General features: G+C 50.1%; 16 protein-coding genes. 9 read left to right on the top strand and 7 right to left on the bottom strand.

All coding sequences use genetic code 11. The features are described from left to right. Positions 1 to 19 precede the first annotated feature (19 nt). The 4 genes from infB (at position 20) to rpsO (ending at position 4,452) form a co-directional block, all read left to right on the top strand. Positions 20 to 2,629: a translation initiation factor IF-2 gene (gene infB, locus KJY73_RS17540; protein WP_206593973.1), complete on the top strand. Its 2,610-nt coding sequence runs from the start codon at positions 20 to 22 to the stop codon at positions 2,627 to 2,629. A gap of 103 nt (positions 2,630 to 2,732) precedes the next feature. Continuing rightward, on the top strand, positions 2,733 to 3,146 hold the full coding sequence (gene rbfA, locus KJY73_RS17535) for a 30S ribosome-binding factor RbfA (RefSeq protein ID WP_214344991.1): 414 nt from the start codon (positions 2,733 to 2,735) through the stop codon (positions 3,144 to 3,146). Next, positions 3,147 to 4,079, top strand: a complete 933-nt coding sequence (gene truB / locus KJY73_RS17530; RefSeq protein ID WP_214344990.1) for a tRNA pseudouridine(55) synthase TruB — start codon at positions 3,147 to 3,149, stop codon at positions 4,077 to 4,079. 103 nt (positions 4,080 to 4,182) lie between these two features. Next, positions 4,183 to 4,452 carry a 30S ribosomal protein S15 gene (rpsO, locus tag KJY73_RS17525; RefSeq protein WP_206593976.1) on the top strand — a complete coding sequence of 90 codons (270 nt, stop codon included), beginning with the start codon at positions 4,183 to 4,185 and terminating at the stop codon, positions 4,450 to 4,452. 72 nt (positions 4,453 to 4,524) lie between these two features. Here the strand turns inward: rpsO and KJY73_RS17520 are convergent, their stop codons facing one another. The 3 genes from KJY73_RS17520 to KJY73_RS17510 form a co-directional block, all read right to left on the bottom strand. Further along, positions 4,525 to 5,028, bottom strand: coding sequence for a TIGR00645 family protein (locus KJY73_RS17520; protein ID WP_206593977.1), 504 nt, complete (start codon positions 5,026 to 5,028; stop codon positions 4,525 to 4,527). Between the two features lie 111 nt (positions 5,029 to 5,139). Beyond that, on the bottom strand, positions 5,140 to 5,532 hold the full coding sequence (locus tag KJY73_RS17515; protein WP_214344989.1) for a MerC domain-containing protein: 393 nt from the start codon (positions 5,530 to 5,532) through the stop codon (positions 5,140 to 5,142). Positions 5,533 to 5,614: 82 nt separating this feature from the next. Next, on the bottom strand, positions 5,615 to 8,125 hold the full coding sequence (locus KJY73_RS17510; protein WP_214344988.1) for an EAL domain-containing protein: 2,511 nt from the start codon (positions 8,123 to 8,125) through the stop codon (positions 5,615 to 5,617). Positions 8,126 to 8,381: 256 nt separating this feature from the next. Here KJY73_RS17510 and KJY73_RS17505 point away from each other — a divergent pair, with 256 nt between their 5' ends. From KJY73_RS17505 to KJY73_RS17490, 4 genes are all read left to right on the top strand, one after another. Beyond that, positions 8,382 to 10,745, top strand: a complete 2,364-nt coding sequence (locus KJY73_RS17505; RefSeq protein WP_214344987.1) for a TonB-dependent receptor — start codon at positions 8,382 to 8,384, stop codon at positions 10,743 to 10,745. A 25-nt stretch (positions 10,746 to 10,770) separates the two neighbouring features. Continuing rightward, positions 10,771 to 12,102 carry a YncE family protein gene (locus KJY73_RS17500; protein ID WP_214344986.1) on the top strand — a complete coding sequence of 444 codons (1,332 nt, stop codon included), beginning with the start codon at positions 10,771 to 10,773 and terminating at the stop codon, positions 12,100 to 12,102. Between the two features lie 89 nt (positions 12,103 to 12,191). Beyond that, entirely contained in the window at positions 12,192 to 13,175 is a 984-nt protein-coding gene (locus KJY73_RS17495; protein WP_214344985.1) for a CobW family GTP-binding protein, read from the top strand. Between the two features lie 27 nt (positions 13,176 to 13,202). Beyond that, a complete protein-coding gene (locus tag KJY73_RS17490) occupies positions 13,203 to 13,448 on the top strand; it encodes a DUF3955 domain-containing protein (protein ID WP_206593983.1) in 246 nt (81 codons plus the stop codon). 31 nt (positions 13,449 to 13,479) lie between these two features. On the opposite strand, the gene KJY73_RS17485 is transcribed toward KJY73_RS17490, so the two are convergent. Next, positions 13,480 to 14,004, bottom strand: a complete 525-nt coding sequence (locus KJY73_RS17485) for an SRPBCC family protein (protein ID WP_214344984.1) — start codon at positions 14,002 to 14,004, stop codon at positions 13,480 to 13,482. A gap of 176 nt (positions 14,005 to 14,180) precedes the next feature. Here KJY73_RS17485 and KJY73_RS17480 point away from each other — a divergent pair, with 176 nt between their 5' ends. Continuing rightward, positions 14,181 to 16,568 carry a Lon protease family protein gene (locus KJY73_RS17480; protein ID WP_214344983.1) on the top strand — a complete coding sequence of 796 codons (2,388 nt, stop codon included), beginning with the start codon at positions 14,181 to 14,183 and terminating at the stop codon, positions 16,566 to 16,568. Here the strand turns inward: KJY73_RS17480 and KJY73_RS17475 are convergent. The 3 genes from KJY73_RS17475 to KJY73_RS17465 form a co-directional block, all read right to left on the bottom strand. Further along, positions 16,565 to 17,386, bottom strand: a complete 822-nt coding sequence (locus tag KJY73_RS17475; RefSeq protein ID WP_214344982.1) for a hypothetical protein — start codon at positions 17,384 to 17,386, stop codon at positions 16,565 to 16,567. The two genes, KJY73_RS17480 and KJY73_RS17475, sit on opposite strands and share 4 nt — an antisense overlap. Positions 17,387 to 17,392: 6 nt before the next feature. After that, positions 17,393 to 19,114 carry an amidohydrolase gene (locus KJY73_RS17470; protein ID WP_214344981.1) on the bottom strand — a complete coding sequence of 574 codons (1,722 nt, stop codon included), beginning with the start codon at positions 19,112 to 19,114 and terminating at the stop codon, positions 17,393 to 17,395. 90 nt (positions 19,115 to 19,204) lie between these two features. Continuing rightward, positions 19,205 to 20,812 (bottom strand): methyl-accepting chemotaxis protein, encoded by a 1,608-nt coding sequence (locus tag KJY73_RS17465; protein WP_214344980.1) that lies wholly within the window; start codon positions 20,810 to 20,812, stop codon positions 19,205 to 19,207. Between the last annotated feature and the right edge of the window lie 45 nt (positions 20,813 to 20,857).

The raw sequence follows: 20,857 nt of genomic DNA, 5'->3' as shown, positions 1-20,857 counted from the left end.
AACGGGGGAACTAGCACTCATGGCAGATGTATCCATAGAAAAGCTTGCCGGTGATATTGGCACATCGGTTGACCGCCTAGTTCAGCAATTTGCTGACGCAGGTATTGAAAAGCGCCAGAACGATCAGGTGACGGAAGATGAAAAGCGCGTTTTGCTTGACCATCTGAGTCGTCAGCATGGTGGTGCAGGTACGGCTGAACCGACGCGCATGACACTTAAGCGTCGTACCACCAGTACCTTAAGCATTAATGCAGCGGGTAAGTCCAAGTCAGTCAAAGTCGAAGTGCGTAAAAAACGCACTTATGTAAAACGCAGCGAAACCGAAGAGGCGCGTTTGGCCGAAGAAGAAGCCAAACGTCGTGCTGAGGAAGAAGCGGCGCTTAAAGAAGCCCAACGGATTGCTGAAGAAGAGGCCAGAAAAGCGGCAGAAGAGAAAGCGCGTAAAGAAGCTGAAGCTAAGGCTCGCGCCGAGGCTGAGCGTGCCGAACGTGAACGTCGTGAAGCTGAGCAGCGTGAGAAAGAAACTAACCTGAGCGATGAAGAGCGTGCTGAGCGTGAAAAAGCTCGCCAGGAAGCTGAACAGATTCGTGTTGCTCAGGAAGAAGAAAGCCAGAAAAAATTGGAAAAAGAAGCCAAGAAAGCAGCCGAAAAAGCTCGCAAGTTGGCTGAAGAGAACGAGCGTCGCTGGAAAGAAGAAGATGAGCGCCGCCGTCGCCGTGAGGCAGAAGAAGTACATTTGCATTCCAATCGTTATGCTCAGGAAGCCGAAGACGAAGAGGATATGCAGTTTGAGCGCGGCGGACGCCGTCGCAAGGCCAAAAAGAAAAAGAACGCTGGTGCTGACTTGATGCATGGCTTCAACAAGCCAGCCCAGCCGGTGGAACGTGTGGTTAAATTAGGCGAAACAATTACCGTTGGCGAACTAGCCAACAAACTGGCTATCAAAGCTACCGAAGTGATCAAAACCATGATGAAAATGGGTGAGATGGTCACTATCAACCAAGTGCTGGACCAAGACACGGCCGTGCTGGTAGTAGAAGAGATGGGCCACAAATACGAGTTGGTTAACGACAATGCGCTTGAAGACGAATTGTTGGCAGAGGATACCACTGCCGACAAGACGACTCGTGCACCTGTTGTTACCATCATGGGTCACGTTGACCATGGTAAAACCTCTTTGTTGGATTATATCCGTCGTGCAAAAGTGGCTGCGGGTGAAGCGGGTGGTATTACTCAGCACATCGGTGCCTACAGCGTAGAAACCGACCTGGGCAAAATTACCTTCTTAGATACTCCTGGACACGCGGCCTTTACTGCTATGCGTGCTCGTGGTGCAACGGCCACGGATATCGTTATTTTGGTGGTGGCTGCCGATGACGGTGTGATGCCACAAACCAAAGAAGCCGTACAGCACGCGAAAGCTGCTGGCGTACCACTGATTGTTGCTATCAACAAGATGGACAAAGAAAGTGCCGATCCTGATCGGGTGAAAACTGAATTGTCGCAGTTGGACGTTATTTCCGAAGAGTGGGGCGGGGAGCACCAGTTCGTGCCTGTGTCTGCTAAGACTGGTATGGGCGTGGACAATCTGTTGGAAGCGATTTCCGTGCAGGCCGAAGTACTGGAACTGAGAGCCGTACCTAAAGGCCCAGCTAAAGGTCTGGTTATCGAATCACGTCTGGATAAAGGTCGTGGTCCGGTCGCTACCGTACTCGTGCAGCAAGGTGAACTGAAAGCCGGTGACATCCTGTTGTGTGGCTTTGAGTATGGTCGCGTGCGTGCGATGCGCGATGAGCATGGTCAGGATGTGAAAGTAGCGGGTCCTTCAACACCGGTTGAAATCCTGGGTCTGTCAGGTGTTCCTGCCGCAGGTGATGATGCTCGTGTGGTTCAGGACGAACGTAAAGCCCGTGAAGTAGCTAGCACCCGTCGTACCAAGCAACGTGAACTGAAGCTGGCCAAACAACAGAAGGCTAAGCTGGAGAACATGTTCGCTGATATGGAAGCTGGTGATGTCAGTGAGCTGAACGTGGTACTGAAAGCAGACGTACAAGGTTCTGTAGAAGCCATCAGTGATTCCTTACTGAAACTGTCTACCGACGAAGTGAAAGTAAACATCGTAGGTAGTGGTGTAGGTGGTATTACCGAAACTGATGCCAGCCTGGCTGCCGCTTCTGGTGCGATTGTTGTTGGTTTCAACGTTCGTGCGGATGCAACGGCTCGTAAGGTGATTGAGAACGAAGAAATCGACCTGCGTTACTACAGCGTTATCTATGACCTGATTGACGAAGTGAAAGGTGCAATGAGCGGTATGCTGGCACCTGAGTTCAAGCAACAGATCATTGGTTTGGCTGAAGTACGTGACGTCTTCCGTTCACCCAAGTTGGGTGCTATCGCTGGCTGTATGGTCACCGAAGGTATCGTCAAGCGTAGTGCGCCGATCCGCGTATTGCGTGACAACGTCGTGATCTACGAAGGCGAACTGGAGTCCCTGCGTCGCTTCAAAGATGATGTATCTGAAGTGCGTAACGGCATGGAATGTGGTATCGGCGTGAAGAACTACAACGATGTCCGCGTAGGTGACCAGATCGAAGTCTTCGAGACCATCGAGATCAAACGCGAAATCTGATTCCTGTCAGGGGCTTAGCCCCTGTTGTGTCAGAAATATAGGTAACGGGGGCCGCCACTATTGGTAACAGGCCTCCGTTGCTGTCTTTACGAGAGTAAAAATCATGGCAAGAGAATTTTCCAGAACAGACCGGGTCGGTCAGCAAATCCATAAAGAAGTTGCCAGTATCTTGCAAAACGAATTTAAGAATCGTGATCCAAGGTTGGGTCTGGTAACGGTTTCAGGTGCGGAGGTCTCTCGTGATCTGTCGCACGCCAAAGTGTTTGTGACGTTCTTCGATACGGATGAAGAAAAGATCAAAGAACAGCTGGCCATATTGGATGAGAATAAAGGCTTTGTGCGCACCTTACTGTCTAAGCGTATGAGCATGCGTACGGTACCGGCCATTCGTTTTGTGCAAGACGTGTCTATTACCGAAGGTATGCGTCTATCCAGTTTGCTGACGGATACTATTAATAAAGATAAAGAGCGTGCCCGTCAGGCTGGTAGAGATTTGGACGCAGAGGACAAAGAATAGGTGGCCAGGCGTAAGAAAGGCCGTGATGTTAACGGCATATTCCTACTCAATAAGTCGCTTGGTGGTTCCTCTAATCAAGTGATGCAACAGGTGCGTCGGGTCTTTGCTGCGGCCAAGGCCGGTCACACAGGCGCCCTGGATCCATTGGCCACCGGTATGCTGCCGATTTGTTTAGGCGAAGCGACTAAGTTTTCCCAGTTTTTGCTGGATGCCGACAAAACTTACCGCGTGACTGCCAAACTGGGTATTCGTACCACCACCTCCGATGCCGATGGCGAGATTGTTGAACGTCGCCCTGTTCAGGTCACTGAGCAGCAAGTAGTCGATGCGGTTATGGGGTTTAAAGGCAAAAGCAAACAGATCCCGTCTATGTTTTCCGCGTTGAAATATCAAGGTAAACCGCTTTATCACTATGCCCGACAGGGTATTGAGGTACCCCGCGAGGCTCGCGATATCGAAATTTTCGATATTCAGATCAGCCGTTTTGAAACGGATGAAGTGGATATGTTGGTACATTGCTCTAAGGGCACTTATATTCGTTCGTTGGTTGATGATTTGGGCCAGATGTTAGGCTGTTGTGCCTATGTCACTATGCTGGATCGCACCAGAGTGGCTGATTACCCCGTTGAACAAATGATGAGCTTCGATGATCTGCAAAGCTTTGCGGAAAGCTGCACGCAGGACGGGCAAACAGACTTCGACAAGTTGGATGCCTTATTGCTGCCCATGGATACTGCGGTGGCCAGTTTGCCAGCTGTGACTGTGAGCCTGCAAAAGCTGGGCTTTTTCAGTAACGGCAATCAGGTTGAAGCCGATACCGGCCAGTTAAACGGACTGGTGCGCGCTTATGCTGAAGATGATGGACGCTTCCTCGGCGTGGCCGAAGTAGAGCGCCCCGGACGCTTAGCACCCAAGCGGCTGGTGGTCTATTGATGTTATTTTACGCCGCTTGCTATTCTTTGCGGCGTCGCTATAATACCGCCTCTTTCCGACCCGCTGAATTAGTGATCGGCCGGTCTTAACTTAGGAGAAAGATATGTCACTAACTAAAGAAGAAACCGCAAAAATCATCGCTGATTACGGCGTAAAAGAAGGCGATACTGGTTCTCCAGAAGTGCAAGTAGCACTGCTGACTGCCAATATCAACAAGCTGCAAGGTCACTTTGCGGATCATAAGAAAGATCACCATTCTCGTCGCGGTCTGCTGCGCATGGTAAGCCAGCGTCGTAGCATGCTGGACTATCTGAAGAGCAAGAACCAGGACCGTTACCTGGAATTGATCAAGCGTCTGGGTCTGCGTCGTTAATCGCAGCTTCAAGAAGCTAATTAAAAGGCGCCAATCGGCGCCTTTTTTGTCTCTCAAGTAACGCTTTTAGCGTTATTTGTCGGTATATCCTTTACGGGTTAGTTTATCCAGATAGCCCATGGCGAAAGCTGATAACACGAAGGTCAGATGAATAATCACGTACCAGAACAACTTTTGGTTATCTATGGCCTGCGCATTCATAAAAATTTTCAGCAAGTGAATTGAAGAAATGGCGACGATGGAGGCGGCCACTTTATTCTTTAAAGAGCCTGAGTCCAGTTTCCCCAACCAATCCAGCTTTTCGCTGTCACCATCAATATCCAGTCTCGACACGAAGTTCTCGTAGCCGGAAAACATTACCATCACAATCAGACCACCGACCAGGACCAGGTCAATCAATGACAACACTACCAGGATAAGATCGGCTTCTTTCATCGACAGGATAATCGGCAGAATATGCAATACTTCCTGAAAGAACTTGATGCCCAGCGCCAGTAAAGCCAGGCTTAACCCCAGGTAGATAGGCGCCATCAACCAGCGCGAAGAGTAGATCAGTTTTTCAACCAGTTTTTCCATAATGGCATCCTCAAGTTGCGATGGCGCACATTATGGAGATAGTTTGTTGCATTGCAATCATCTAGCTCACTAACAGAGCGGATAGGCTTGCAGATTTTTATGCCGAGTGGGCTAACAAGCTTTGTTGGAAGCCGAATGATAGGGTTGAAGCTGCCGCACTTTGTTAAGCAGATGGCGATTCAATAAATGCGCCACAATCAATGATGTGCCGCCGCCAAGGCTGAATATCAGCTCCAACTCGTCATGGCTGAAAAGCGACAATACCAATAAGGTGATCCCTACGACAGCCATACCCAGAGGTGCCGGACTTTTATGCTGACAATGTGCCTTAGGTAAGCTAATCATCAATAGCAGCAGTATGGGGATGAACAGGACTAAATGAAACCATTCGGTAGTGAGGCTATCGACCAGCAGCCCAGTCGCCCCAAGTGCGACAAGCAATGGCGTAAACAAGCAATGGCAAATGCATAGTGCTGAAGCGAGAGCGCCAAGTATATCCTTCACGGTGAGTCTCAAAAATTAATTGTTATGTGATAATGTATCAATTGTGGGTTGCTGTCAATCCGACTGGGGCAGATGTTATTCGTCAGGTTGTCCAGGCCTGCAGCTTTTCAGCTTCTACGGCAGGACTGTATAAATATCCCTGACCGCAGTGGCAGCCTGAACCAAGCAGAAAGTCGCGCTGAGCCTGCGATTCAATACCTTCAGCGATAACGTCAAGGTTGAGTGCCTTTGCCATGGCAATAATTGCCAGCGTGATCTGACTGTCTTCATTATTGTCTGGCAGTTCACAAATAAAACTGCGGTCAATTTTAAGCGTATTGATGGGTAATCGTCGCAGATAGGAGAGGGAGGAGTAGCCTGTTCCAAAGTCATCAATGGATAACCTAAATCCCAGGTTACGTAAATGTGTAAGCAGTCCTAACGTCGTCTCCGCTTGTTCCGGGATCAGGCAGCTCTCCGTTAACTCAAGTTCTATCTGCTCGGCAGAGACCTGGGTTTGTTCCAGTATAGCTAACAACCTTTCGCAAAAATCCGGTGCGATGAGCTGTAATACAGAGATATTGATAGAAACCGGTACCTCTGGCAGACGCTTCGTTCGGATGTCGTCACACACGCGTATCAACACCTGCTCGCTAAGTAAGCCTATTAATCCCAGCTTTTCTGCCAGTGGAATAAAATCTTGCGGAGAGACCTGCCCAAGACCGGGATCATGCCATCGCACAAGGGCTTCAACGCCGATGAGTTGGCCTGTTCTAAGGTCAACTTTGGGTTGATACAAAACGCGTAATGTCTGATGTTGCAGGGCCAGACGGAGCCCCTGTTCCAGCCTTAACTCATCGGCTGTCTGTTGGCCTGTACTGGCTTGATAGAAGCAAAATTGGTTACGCCCGGCATTTTTGGCCTGATACATGGCAAGATCAGCATGTTTGATAAGTTGCTCGGAGCTTTGGCCGTCTTTGGGGAACAAGCTGATACCAATACTGGTGGTCAGGAAAAAGTCCTGTCCTTTTATGCGAATAGGGGCATCAAATTTAGCTACCAGACGCTTGGCAAGGCATTCCAATGAGGTAGCTTTGTCTACTTCCGGAATAAGAATAGTAAACTCGTCACCGCCGATGCGGGCCACGGATTCGCCTTCTCTGACCGTCGACATAAGTCTGTGTGCCACTTCTTTTAGAGCGTGATCACCGGCTTGGTGACCCAGGGTATCATTGATACGTTTGAACAAATCCAAATCTAAGAATAACACCGCCATGTTGTGATGATGACGGTGTGCATTGGCAATGGCTAAATGCAGCCTGTCCATAAACAGTCTGCGATTAGCCAGCCCGGTTAATTCATCAATGTAGGCTAACTGGTGAATTTGTTTTTCCTGGCGTTTTCGTTCGCTGATATCGCTGAAAATGCCAGCGAACTGGCATATTTCGCCTTGCTCCCCGCGAATCGCAGTAATCGACAGCCATTGTGGGTAGACTTCGCCGTTTTTGCGCTTGTTCCATATCTCGCCCTGCCACAGCCCTTGTGATAACAAGGTTTCCCACATATTTTTGTAGAATCGTGGCTCATGCAGGCCAGAGCTGAGCAAGTCGGGTTTTTGACCTACGGCCTCATCGGCGCTGTAGCCGGTAAGTAAAGTAAAGCTGGGGTTTACTGACTCAATAACACCGTTTACATCGGTGATCATGATCCCATCCAACGAGGCATCAATGACCTTTTGCGCCAAACGCAGATAATCGGTGGAGGTGCGCAGGGCGGCATCTCTGGCACGCAGTGCCTGCTTTAGCTGTTCTACATAAGTATGCTCAACGTTAAGCAGGATATCTGAAAAGGAAAGTAGTCCGCACAGCTGGTCTTGTTCATCGCAGACAGCCAGATGGCGGAATTTGTTTTCTTTTAGGATCTCGACAGCCTGCAGCAAGGTGCAGCTTTTCTTAACGGTCAATATTGGTTTAAGTGCCAATTCGCTTAATGAGACTTTGGCCGACGCAGTGGCGATAAATTTGACCAGGTCGCGCTCGGTGACAATGCCTTTGGCTTGTCCGTCGGTTTCCACCAAGGCGGCATCGACCCGTTGTTTGCGCATCGCTGCAACTCCTTCAGCCAGCGACTGACTGGCATTTAGCACGAGCGGAGGACGGTTGATTGTTGAGCCCACATCTCGCAAAGCCAGATAAAACTCAATACGTTGTTGTTTGACTATGTCGGTTTGCGTGAGTAATCCCAGCGGACGGTTTTGCTTATCCGTAACCAACAAACGGCGAATCTGTTTTTGCAGCATTAAACTGGCGGCGTCATTCAGCAACATGTCGCCTTGCACCTGGATTACGGGGTAACTCATCAATTCGCTGACTGGGGTTTCGTAATTCTGTGCTGAGTCAAAATCAATGGACTTGGCGTCGGCTTCGGTCCAAATACCGACAATATCTTCATGCTCTTTAACCAAGATACAGCTTACCTGATGGGTTTGCATCATCTGGGCGACGTCACGAATAGGCGTATGGGGTGGGCAGGTAATCAGATTACGACTAGCCAGCTCTGCAACTGTAGGTTCTGTATGACCAAGGTTTAAAAGTGGACCCAAAATGTCCTGCATAGAATTACCGCCTCAACAACACCGACCTTGTAGTCTACTGTAGATCTTTAACTGCATTTTTGATCCAGCACAAGTGGAATAGTGAGGTGACCGAGAGCAAGATAGTGCGGGTTGAATTGTTGATATGTTATATTGTATCTTTTACCCCTAAGAGGTAATTACTCTCTAATGGTGTAATTCTCATCTTGCTGGCTTGGAAGCTGTGTCTTGGGGGAATTATTGGTTTTTATTGATATGATATAACATTGAGGTTGCTATGATGAAGAAACACTTGATAGCCGTCAGTCTATCAAGCTTGTTCAGTGTCACTGCCATTGCGCAGTCATTGCAAGGGCAGGTGGTTGATACCAATGGGCAGCCAGTAAGCGGCGCTAACATTGAACTGCACGGTATTCACGGCACACAGACGGCCGATGCAAATGGCCAGTTTTTTTACCCGCAAGTACGCGAAGGTAAGGTGGAATTACATGTGTCGGCACCAGGCTTTGCACATAAAAGTGTCCGTCTGGACGTACAAAGTCAGGGATTGGCTGACTTACGTATTGTGCTATTGGACACCAGTATAGAAGTGGTGGATGTAACAGCCAGTCCTTTCCATGCATCGGCTATCGAGTCCGCGTTGCCTGTTACTGTACTAAGTGGCGACAGGTTGCGTAATAAGCAGGCGTCAACTCTGGGCGATACCTTGGCTGGTGAAGTTGGCGTACACAGCAACTTTCATGGTTCGGTCGCCAGCACACCCATTATTCGTGGCCTGGATGGGCCCAGGGTGCTTATCAGTCAAAATGGCTTGGACGCCGGTGATGCGTCCAGAGTAGGCCCTGATCATGCGGTGTCTGCTGAAGCCAGCACGGCGACGCAGATTGAGGTCTTGCGCGGGCCCGCTACTTTGTTCTATGGCAGCGGTGCCATTGGTGGGGTGGTTAATGTGGTGGATAACCGTGTACCAACGGATAGCCAAACCCGCGGGGAGTGGCTGCTGGAAAGAGAGTCAGTGAATAATCAGAAGCTGGCCTCATTTAACCTCAATACCGGTACCGACCGCGTTGCCATCCATGCAGATGGCTATTGGCGAGAGAGTGACGATTATCATTCTGCCGGTCCAGCCGAGCAGTTTGTTGAGCCTGGTTCATCGTCTCAGGTAAAAAACTCAGCAGCAGAGTCGCAAGGCTATACCCTGGGTGCCAGCTATTTACTGGACAATGGTTACCTTGGTCTGGCGTTTGGCCGACTGGATCGAGAATACGGTATTCCCGGCCATAGTCATGGCGACGAGGATGTCGCTGTATTTGCCGACATGCAGCAAGACCGGGTTCAGCTTATCAGCGAATTGCGTTTTGAGCAGGGACTAATAAACACGTTAAATCTGAAGATGGCCTACACCGATTATCAGCATGAAGAGATAGAGAACGGTCTGGTTGGGACAAAGTTTGCCAACGACAGTAAAGAGGCCAGGATTGAGTTTCTACATAATGAGATCTTAGGTTGGCATGGCGGCCTGAGCCTGCACTACAAACGCAGTGATTTTTCTGCAGTGGGCAACGAAGCCTTCACCCCACCATCTGTTACTGACAGTCTGGCGTTGGCGGTGATGGAAGAGCGGCACTTCGGCCCTGTTTTGGCGCAATTGGGTGCACGTATCGAGAGAACGACCTTAACCACCGATGAACTGCGTTTTCCCTTGGGTGTTGTGCATGATGAGCATGACCACAGCGCAGAAACTGGCGATCTGATTATACGTCGTTTTGATGCCGACCATGAATTCGACCCTTACAGTCTGTCTCTAGGATTGGTATGGGACTTCCAGGAGGGCTACAACCTGGGATTGTCATTGTCCCATTCTCAGCGTGCGCCCTCAGCGTCCGAATTATTGTCTTTTGGTCCGCATATTGGTACCGGCAGTTTTGAAGTCGGTGCACTGTTCCAACTTTATGAAGATGAGGAGGGGCATGCGAGCTTGGGGCTGACAGATAAGCCTATCGATCTGGAAACTGCCAACAATATCGATCTGACGTTGCGAAAGTTTAACGGGGATGTTGGATTTATTCTCAACGCCTTTTATAACCAGGTCGACAACTATTATTACCAGCAGGCCACCTCGCTGTTAGCCGACTCAGGGCATGGCCACGATCACGACCATGACCACGATCATGGGCACGGGGAAGGGGAATTACCTGTCTATCTGTTTGCACAAGACGACGTTCTGCTGCACGGTTTTGAATCTCAGGTGTTTTGGCAGTTCTTACCATCCTGGAAGCTCAGTCTACAAGGCGACTATGTGCGCGCCAGGCTGCAGGATGGTGGAGATCTACCCCGCACACCGCCACTGCGTATTGGCGCCAATCTAAGTTATCAAAGTCAGTCTATTAGTGCGGATGTGGGGCTAACCCGTTACTTCAGCCAGGATAAAACCGCACAGCTTGAAACTGAGACAGATGGTTATACCTTGCTGGATGCCAATCTGACCTATCACCTGGGCTTGGGAAGCCATGACTTGGCCCTTTATATCAAAGGTCACAATCTCACGGATGAAGAAGCCAGACCTCACACATCATTTTTGAAACATCTTGCTCCACTGCCTGGGCGCTCTGTGGCACTGGGCATCCGTGGATATTTCTGATCAAAGACAACAAAAAGGACACAAAATGAATTTGCAAACCAGACTAAAACATCTGAGCTTGTTTGTGGCAGCCGCCATGTTGGCTGCTTGTGGTGACGCTACCACTGAGATTGTCGAAAAAGAGCCTGTGGTCGTGCCGGGAGATGGCCATGACCATGGTGATGTCAGTGGAGCAGGGCGCCTACTGGTTACCAGTAAAGGCAGCAATCAGGTCAACCTTTACGAGCTGGAAGACAACAAGTTGTTGGCGACATTGGGCTTAACGCATGAACCTGCTTATTTGTATGCCTCCCCAACTAAACGCTTCGCGATGTTGGTCGAAAGAAGCGATGATCTGGTTGAGTTTATTGATGGTGGTATCTGGCAAGAAGATCACGGCGATCATCTGCATCCTTATGAGCAAGCCCCTGCCTTGGTCGATTTTACTTTGCCCGGCAGTCGTCCTACCCATGTGACGATGGGTGAAGAACAGATTGCGGTGTTCTTTGATGGGGACGGGCAAAATGGTATCAGTGCGTCCGTCGCCATGTTTAATGAAGCGCATATCGGTGCGGATAGCACAGACTACCCGGTTCATACGTTTGATACTCATATGCACGGTGCTGCTCAGGCCCGTGGGGAAAGCGTGTTTGCCACTCTCAGAGATGCCAATACCACCTCAACTCTGCCAGATCGCATTGCACGCTTTGATGCCCATGGCGATCACTTCCACCAGGAGCAAGTCTTCGACACCTTATGCCCCGCTTTACATGGCAGTGCGCAGAATCATGATGCTGTAGCCTTTGCCTGCGCAGACGGTGTTGTGGTGATAAGTGAAGAGAATGCCGAGTATAGTGCCAGTAAAATCCTCAATACTGAGGCGTTCAGCGAAGGCATGCGTATTGGGACATTGAGGGCTCACCTGGAAGGAGAGCAGTTCTTTGGTATAGCCGGTACCACGGTGTTTGTAATTAATCCAGAAGCGGGGGAGATGGAGTTGCTTGACTGGCAGCCCCACGCAGAGGCTAAGCTGCTCTCCCTGGAGGTCAGTCTGGATGGTGAAAACCTGATTATTCTTGATAGTCAGGGTTACCTGACGCTGCTTAGCGCTCATCAGCATGGTGATGAGCTGCACTGGGAACTGGCTCATAAATTGGATATTAGTGAGGCTGATGTTGCCTTGATGCCAGAAGGTAGCCGCTTTGAAATGACCTTATCCAATGAGTATATCTACATTGCCGATCCTATTGAAAAGCATGTGGTCATTGTGGATAGACATGAGGGCAAGATCAGTGGCGAATTAGCCCTTGGATTTACTCCTAACAAGCTTACCTGGCTGGGCATAGTGGGTGAGGCTGATGGTGGACACGTTCACTAAACCCGCCTGAAAACAGGGCCCGCCTCATTGGGCCCTGTATACCTTGCCCTTTTGACGTCATAATGGCGCAAATCAGCCTGGAATCTGCAATGCAAATCGTACGAGCCGTCCCCACTAATATCATCACTGGGTTTCTTGGCGTGGGTAAATCCACAGCCATTACTTACTTGCTAAAACACAAACCTGCCGATGAAGTGTGGGCTGTGCTAGTCAACGAGTTTGGTGAGATTGGTGTGGATGGTAATTTACTGGGTGCAGGTCAGGAGCCTGGTAAAGTTTTTATCAAGGAAGTGCCGGGAGGATGCATGTGTTGTGCATCAGGTTTGCCCATGCAGATTGCTTTGAATATGCTGCTGGCACGCAGTAAGCCTGACCGCCTGCTGATTGAACCTACTGGCCTGGGGCACCCTGCAGAAGTGCTGGCCAGTTTGTCATCTGAGCATTACCGAGGCGTACTGGATATTCAGCATACCCTGACGTTGGTCGATGCTCGAAAGGTGACGGACAGCCGTTATGCTCAGCATGATATTTTCCGCCAGCAATTACAGGTAGCTGATGTGATTGTGGCAAATAAAGTGGATCTGTATGAATCGGATTCAATAGCAAGACTGCAAGACTATCTTCGTGACCTGTCTATTGCCTCGCCGCTTCAGATAACCACCCAAGGCCAGATTCCTTTTGCCTGGCTGCTGGGCCGAAGTGGCTTTCAGGCATCCCTGTTTTCGCCGCCACAACCTTCATCAACAGAGACTTTTACCGAGTTGCAGACGCCAGTAAGCGGGTTCATCAGCAGACGAGGTCAGGCTGATGGTATGCACAGCTGCGGGTGGGTCTTTGCTCCGTCATATTGCTTTCACTACGAGCGGTTAATGTCGCTGATGATGGGGCTGCAGATGGAGCGGCTCAAAGCCATTATGCATACCAATCGGGGCTGGATGTTGTTCAATCAGGTCGATGGGGTGTTAACCAGCAGTGAACTTAATGACGCCCCTGACAGTCGTATTGAATGTATCAGCAGCCAGCCGGAAGATTGGTCACAACTGGAAATGGCGTTGCAATCACTAAGCTGCTGAGCATCAGGAAAGATAAGGGAGTGCTAGATGAAGAAATCGACAGTTTGGCTGTATATCGGATTAGCTTTGTGGTTGCTGGGCGGCGTACTTTTAGTCCTTGAGCATCATTTTTATCAGTATGTGGATGTTAATGGCGTGCTGCATGAGAGCTTGTTTTTACCTCTTGGTGTGCTGAGTTTTGTGCTAGGGGGCTCCGTGCTGAGTGTGACACTGTTATATCGTTTACTGAGTAATCTCAAGACGCATCCCGGTCCCTCTGATACGTCTTGCTAAGATGCGGCGCATTTTGCGCCCTAGGCTGAACTTAGTGGGAGGGGGCATTCAGATGGTCAGCTAGGCCTGCCAGTTGCAGTCCTTGCACATAGTCGACAATCGGAGCCAGTTCAGCAAAGCCTTCGGGAGAAAACCCATGTACCTTGTAGGTCAGAATGATCTCTGTCCCTTGTTCGTTAGCCTGAAGCGTCCAATCCAGTGCGCCATACAGGCCCATGCCTTGCAAAGGCCCAAGCCCGCCTGACATTCTCAGTAGCTTGCCTGGCTCGACAAAGGTGATCTGCATATGCATGGCTTGCTTGCCACCGTCTTTTTCACAAAAACATCCTCCCGCCTGGGGCTCAATACTCAGATTGGCACTTTTGCCCCACCAGGTATGATCCTCCGGCCACCATTTACTGACATCTTGTGTCAGCGCTTGCCAGGTCTTTTCCGCTGTTGAGTTAACCTGGACCCGATTTTCCAATACAAAACCATGGTCAGCCACAGCCACAACCTTAGCGCCGAGCGGTGTGCTAAGTAGACAACATAAAAGAGCAAAACAGAGTGATCGCATAAGTTTGTGCCGCTGGAAATATTGCTGTCAGCATAGTGTGGTCACTTGCTTTTGCCAACTTTGTCGCGATTGGTGCAAAAAAACAGCTAATGTTCAGGCTTTTAGCCACAGGAGTTTGACAGTCTGTAGGATTCAGGTTTCACTTGTGCAAGACATTCCTATCATCGCTACGTTTCATGCAAAAAGCCGTCGAACTCAATGCCCTACAACTCACCGCCAAACCCAGTCGCCGTCTGATTAATCAGGCCTTAAGCGATGAGCAGGCGCTAAGTGCGACTTTTATCGGTCAGCACCGAGCCCGCGAGGCATTAAATTTTGGCTTGGGGATAGATGCGAAAGGGTACAACCTGTATGTCATGGGTGAGGTGGCGACGGGACGTTTTACCCTGGTGCATGAGTATATCGCCAAGCATGTGAACAGTGCGCCAACGCCGGATGACTGGTGTTACATCAACAACTTTGATGACGAACGAGAGCCTTTTACGCTACGTCTGCCAGCTGGAGAGAGTCGCAAGTTGTCAGCGGATCTCAACAGCTTGGTTGATGAGTTGCTGGATACCTTTCCGGCTGCCTTTGATAACCCAGGCTATCAGCGAAAAAAAGCCAATATAAAGCGGCAGTTTGAGCAGCGTTACGAGAAAGCCATTGCCGAGGTGGAAGTCTTTGCGCAGCGCAACAGTGTCGCCCTGTACGAAGAAAACGGCACGATCAGTTTCTCACCCATAGTTAATGGTAAGCCGATTACGGATGAAGAGTTTGCGACGGCTTCGGAGCAACAGCGCCAACAGTTTTATGAAATCATCGTGCAGTTGGAAGAAAAACTCAGTGAGCAATTGCTGGAGTTACCGCAATGGAAGCGCGAAACCTCTGAGCAGGGGCGTGCACTGACTCGTGAGACGGCAGAGCAGGGCATCAAACCCCTACTTAAAGAGCTTGAACATAAATACTCAGGAGATCTGGGGATCCTGAAGTTTTTGCGTCAACTCAAACCGCATCTGATTGAGACAGTGATTGAGGTACTGGGCGAGGAAAACAAAGATGAAAAGTCAGAAGACTTTGACCGACGTACCGTACTGGAAGAGCAATATCTGCCGAATATTCTGGTCAGCCACGAATTAAATGGTGGTGCGCCGGTGGTGTATGAGCCTAATCCAACCTACCAAAATCTGTTTGGTCGGGTGGAATACACTAATGTGCAAGGCTCGGTGTTTACCAACTACCGGATGATTCGACCTGGCGCACTACACAAAGCCAATGGTGGTTACCTGTTGCTGGACGCCGATAAAATGATTCAGCAGCCCTATGTTTGGGAAGCACTTAAGCTGGTGTTGAAGCGCGGTGAGCTGAAAATGGATATCCAGCAACATGATATTGGCATGGTTAACTCCGTCACTCTTAACCCACAAAGTATCCCGGTAAAAGTTAAAGTGGTGCTGCTAGGCTCCCGCGACCTTTACTACACCTTGCAGGAATACGAAGACGAATTTCATGAGCTGTTCCGGGTGCTGGTGGACTTTGATCATGAAATTCCGCTGGATAAGGACACTTTGTACGATTTCGTTGGCCGGGTACGTTGTCATGTCCAGGAGATGGGACTAAAAGGGATCTCGGCCAAGGCCATGTACCGTCTGGTGGAATACAGCCTGCGACTGGCTGAACATCAGCACCGCTTATCGGCGCGCTTCGCTGATGTTATTGAGCTTTTACATGAAGCCCAATATTTCTGTACCCAGCAACATAGTGACGAATTGGACGTTACCCATATTGAAGCCGCTTTGGCGGCAAAAACGCAGCGCAGCGGCCGTATCAGTCAAGCCTTGCTGGACGATATCAAAGAAGGCCAGATCCTGATTGAAACCGACGGTGACGCCGTGGGTAAGGTAAATGGCCTCACAGTGCTTGAAATTGGTGACAGTTTATTCGGTACCCCAGCTCGTATTACTTCAACCGTGTATGTGGGCGCCAATGGAGTGGTGGATATTGAGCGTGAAGTGGAGCTTGGTCGTTCTATTCACTCCAAAGGCGTCATGCTGTTAACCGGCTACCTCGGGCATAAATATGCGCAGCTGTTCCCCCTAACCTTGTCCGCCAATATTGCCATTGAACAATCATATGGTCAGATTGACGGTGACAGTGCCTCTCTGGCTGAATTGGTGGCGCTCTTGTCAGCGCTGACCTTAGTGCCGGTTAAGCAAGGGCTGGCAGTGACAGGTTCTATTAACCAATATGGGCAAGTGCAGAGTATTGGCGGCGTGAATGAGAAAATTGAAGGCTTCTTTAAACTCTGTGCGCATCGCGGTCTGACCGGCGAGCAAGGCGTGGTTATCCCTAAATCCAACGAAGTAAATTTGATGCTGGATAAAGAAGTGATACAGGCTGTCAAAGCCGGACATTTCCATATTTATTCGGTAGAAACCGTAGATCAGGCGGCAGAGATTCTGATGGGACGTGAAGCCGGGGCGCTCAGTCCTCGCGCCCGATTCCCCAAAGGCAGCATCAACAGTCTGGCGGTTAACCGGCTGAGTCAGATTGCCAGCATCGTTAATGGTGCCGACGAGGACTAGCCCTGATTGAGAATGGACTGGCTGATTTGCTCGGCCAGTTCAATATCTTCGGCCGTGGCGGTCTTTTCAATGCGGCGCGCCTGCCATTGGTACTGGCTGGTTAAATCTGGATCTAGATGCTGTAACACCGTCAGATAGGCCAGGGCCTTAGCCGTTGACTGGCCACCTATTCGCTGTCCTACTGCATCCCTGACCAGCAACTGCAAGGCGTCAACATTGCCTTGGTGTGCGCTGTTCTCCAGCAGTTGTTGCCTGCGCGTCAGATAGTCTTGCCTGGCTTTTACATAAGCGTCTCGTTGCAGATTATCCTGGCCCGTGGCTTGCAGATAGAGTTTGGCTGACACTTTGCCTATTTCCGCGGCCGCTTGTGGATGTCCTGCCTGGGCAGCCTCCATCAACAGCGATGCAAAGCGGTTTTTCTGCGCTCGGCTGATGCCCCGGCAATACTCGTATCTGTCGTAATTGTTGGCAAACGACGTGCTGGAGTCGCCGGTTTGGCGAAGCTCGTCCAGTTTTTGCTGATGGGCCTCGTCGTTATCCTCACTGTAAAAACACCAAGATAAATTTCGCCCCAGTTGGTAAATGGCATTGACATCCTGCTGCTGCACTTTGGCTTCAAGTTCCTGCATACCTTGTTGCAAGGGCTGTGATAAACGCCACCCGGTGGAAATTGTTGCAACGGCCGGCGAGGTTAAATCTTCCTGCTGAAGAGGTGATTCAGTGGCCATTGGCGGCTTAATTTGCTGTGGTGGTTGAGACGGCCAGAGCCACCAGAGCAGCAGTGACGATAGCAGTAGTGTTGGAAATAGATAGCGCATAAGTACTTAGTGATCCTGGCCTGATGCCATTTGGGTGCCGCCGTCGTATACCACCTTGCCATCAATTAAGGTCATGCTGACTTTTGTGTCAGCCACAGTTTGGGGGGCTGAGGTATCCATTAGCTGACGATCCAGAATCACTATATCCGCGTCCATCCCCGATTTTAACTGGCCGCTGTGTGCGGCAATGCCCATCAGTTCGGCTGAATGGCGCGTGTAAGCTTCCAGTAAAGCCGATAAGGGTAAAGCTTCCTGGCTGTTGAGACTGGGACGTGCTGGCTCTTGTAGATTTTGTCTGCTGATTGCCACGGCCATAGCGGCAAAAGGGTTGTAGTCAGAGACGTTCCAATCGCTACCTCCGGCGATACTAGCACCGGCATTTCGCAAACTGGCGGCTGGATAAATCTGGTTGTGGCGATGTTCTCCCAGATAGGGGGCCAACGCATCGACACTGTATTCATCAGGCTGTGCCCACAACAGCTGCATAGAAGCTAAGACATTAAACTCGGCAAAGCGGGTAATGTCTTCAGGACTAATGAGCTGTAGATGGGTGATGGAGAAACGCACAGCAGGGGAATCCTCTACTGCCCGGGCTTTGGCAAAAGCATCCAGACTCTCACTGATGGCGGCATCACCAATGGCATGAATATGCAGGCTAAAGCCTTCAACTTGAGCGCGTTGGACAAAGGCATCTAAATCTGTTGGGGGAATATAGAGCTTACCGCGCCAGTTATCACCATGCTCGGCAGAGTTTAAGTAAGGCGCATGTAACGCAGCTGACTGAGTGGGGTACTCCATTACACCATCGGCATACAGCTTGATGGTGTCCGCCATCAGGCCACAAGACTCAGCCTGGTTACGCAGCTTATGTAAACGGGCAAACTCCTCGTCGTCCGTGCTTCCCTTACTGCCCAGAGCAAGATTCACTTTAGCCTGCAATTGATGTTGCTGTTTGAGGGAACAAAAGAGCGCTACGCTGTCTGCGTTACTGTTAGCCTCCAGAAAACTGGTGATACCATGTTGGTAAAAACCAGCCAGTGCGGCTTGCATGGCTTGTAATTTATGCGGTAAATCAGGTTTGGGTAAATGGCGACTGACCAAGGCTGTTGCACCGTCGACTAACATACCTGTGGGCTGCTGCTGAGCATCTTTGACAATACGGCCATCATGCGGCGCTTGCGTATCTGCTGTGATGCCGGCTCGCTTCAATGCCAAACTATTAGCCCAGCCGGTATGACCGTCGGTACTGATGATAAACAGCGGTCGGTCTGGTAAAAGCTGATCCAGCTTTTGTTTATCCAGCGCCAGGCCAACACTGGGCAGATTTAGCACCTCCAGCCAGTCTCCAGGGTATTGGCTGGCGCAAGTCTGGATATGTTCGCCCAGGGTATTCAGATCCATGGCCTGGTCGTTCAAATTACAGGCAAGTAATGCCAGTGCCCCTTCAATACTGTGAATATGGCTGTCGATCAGACCGGGTAATACCGTCTGCCCATTCAGGGGATGCACTACTGTGTTGTCACCAATTAGTGGCTGCACTTGTGTATCAGAACCGACCAACAGGATTTTTCCATCTTTTATTGCCAGCGCACTGGCCGTTGGAAGGTTAGGATCCTGGGTGAGAATATTGGCGCCCAAGATGACTCTGTCGGCACTAATAATGGGGGAATTTGATTGACTGGCACAGCCCGCCAGCAATAGGAGTGTTGCTACATATCCTAACTTCATTTTTATAATTTCCGTTATCTGATACAGCCAAAATTCGCCAGGCTATTGTTATCCCGGCGATAAGTTTTTGGCAAGCGTCAGTACGAAAGGTTAGAGCTTAAATTGGGCTTGGATTCCAGATAGGTTAGCAGCCAATCTGGTTAGCTGCGTGGATGCTTGTAAAACCTGTTCCTTACCTTCCGATACTTCATTACCTAAGGTTTTGAAGGCTTGAACCTGATGACGTGCTGTCACGGCTTGCTCGGCACAAGTTCGCACTTGTTGTGCCGACTGGTGGCTGATATCCAGCATACTTAAAATGTTCTGCCTGCTTTGTTCCAGCGCATCAACCAGCTCGCCAGTAAGATTTACGCAGTGCTGTGTTTGTTGTTGATTGGATGCCATGCCTGTCACGGCCGATTGAATGGAATCGACAATGGTCGCCAACATGGTATTGATTTGGGTGGTGGAATCCTGCGTACGAATAGACAAGCTGCGTATTTCATCCGCGACGACCGCAAAACCACGACCGCTTTCACCGGCACGAGCTGCCTCAATCGCTGCATTCAGGGCCAGTAAATTGGTCTGAGAGGCGATATCCGCAATAGTATTAACCACGCCGGTTACCTGATTTCCTGCTTGCTGCAAGGTGCTAAGTTTGACGGCACTGGACTCAATGTCGCTGGCCAAGGTGTGAATGCTTTGAGCGGTTTCAGCCAGCTGATGTTTATTCAACTGGATCTCCTCTGCGCCCTGATTGGCCTGTTGGGCTGCGAGGTCACAACTTTGTGCACTCTCATGCAGTTTGTTTTCAAGGCTCTGTATGTGTTGGCTTAATCCATCAATGTCTTGTCGTAACTGATGGATATGGCGGGAAGTCAGATTGGCGCTTTGTCCCAGTTGCTGGCTGGAATCTTCGATTTGTTCCACGGCTTGCCTGACTTCCTGAATACCCTGGTGGAATACGCCTAGTAAGCCGTTGACGCTAACAGACATAGTGGTGATCTCTGTACTGCCCTTGGCAGTCAAGCGGTTGCTCAGGTCTCGTTGCCGGGCAATTCCATTTAGCTGTTTTGCCAGGTGAACAATAGGCTGCTCAATTTGCCATCTAGCCAGGAGCAAGGCAATCAGCGCTACTACGCCAAGCACCGCGACCAATAACCATACGGCAAACTGCGCTTGTTGCAGCAAGCCGGCTATGTCATGGGCGCTGTCGGTTGCACTCTGGTGAAAGTGCTCGCCAAGTTGGTAGGAATGTTGAGCTAGCTGATTCGCAGCCTGGTGCAACTCGGCCAGATGCTGGCGGGCTAAATCCCAATCGACCTGTTGTTTGCTCATGGCTTGGGAGAGCGCTTCTAATCCAACTAATACTTGGCCAGAGTACTCATTCAGATCGGCAGCGGTTTTCTCTGCTGACTGCAAGCGTTGCTGCAATCCATGTATGTGTTCGCGAAGCTGGGCAACTTTGCTTTCGAATTCATCAGCTGACAATGTCAGGCCATATAATGAATACCCGGCTAACACTAACTCTTTGGTTTGCAGCTGCAATTGAGCGACGTTGTCCAGGGCGGGCAGGGTTTGACCGGTAAAGTCATCCACCTGATGCATTACCCGTTGTGTTGCTTGGCTTAACACCCATGCAGCAACTAGCGTGGCGACCAGCATAGCCAGGTAACCGAGTAAAATTCGCATACGCAAAGAAGCAAGAAGTGCAGTCATCAGGGGTCCTTTTTATTGATTGTCCGGCTTCGCACCGACATTTAT

Source organism: Bowmanella yangjiangensis (genome assembly GCF_018531185.1).
Lineage (GTDB): Bacteria > Pseudomonadota > Gammaproteobacteria > Enterobacterales > Alteromonadaceae > Bowmanella > Bowmanella yangjiangensis.
Note: the sequence above shows the minus strand (reverse complement) of the source record. Positions and strands in the feature narration are given on the sequence as shown.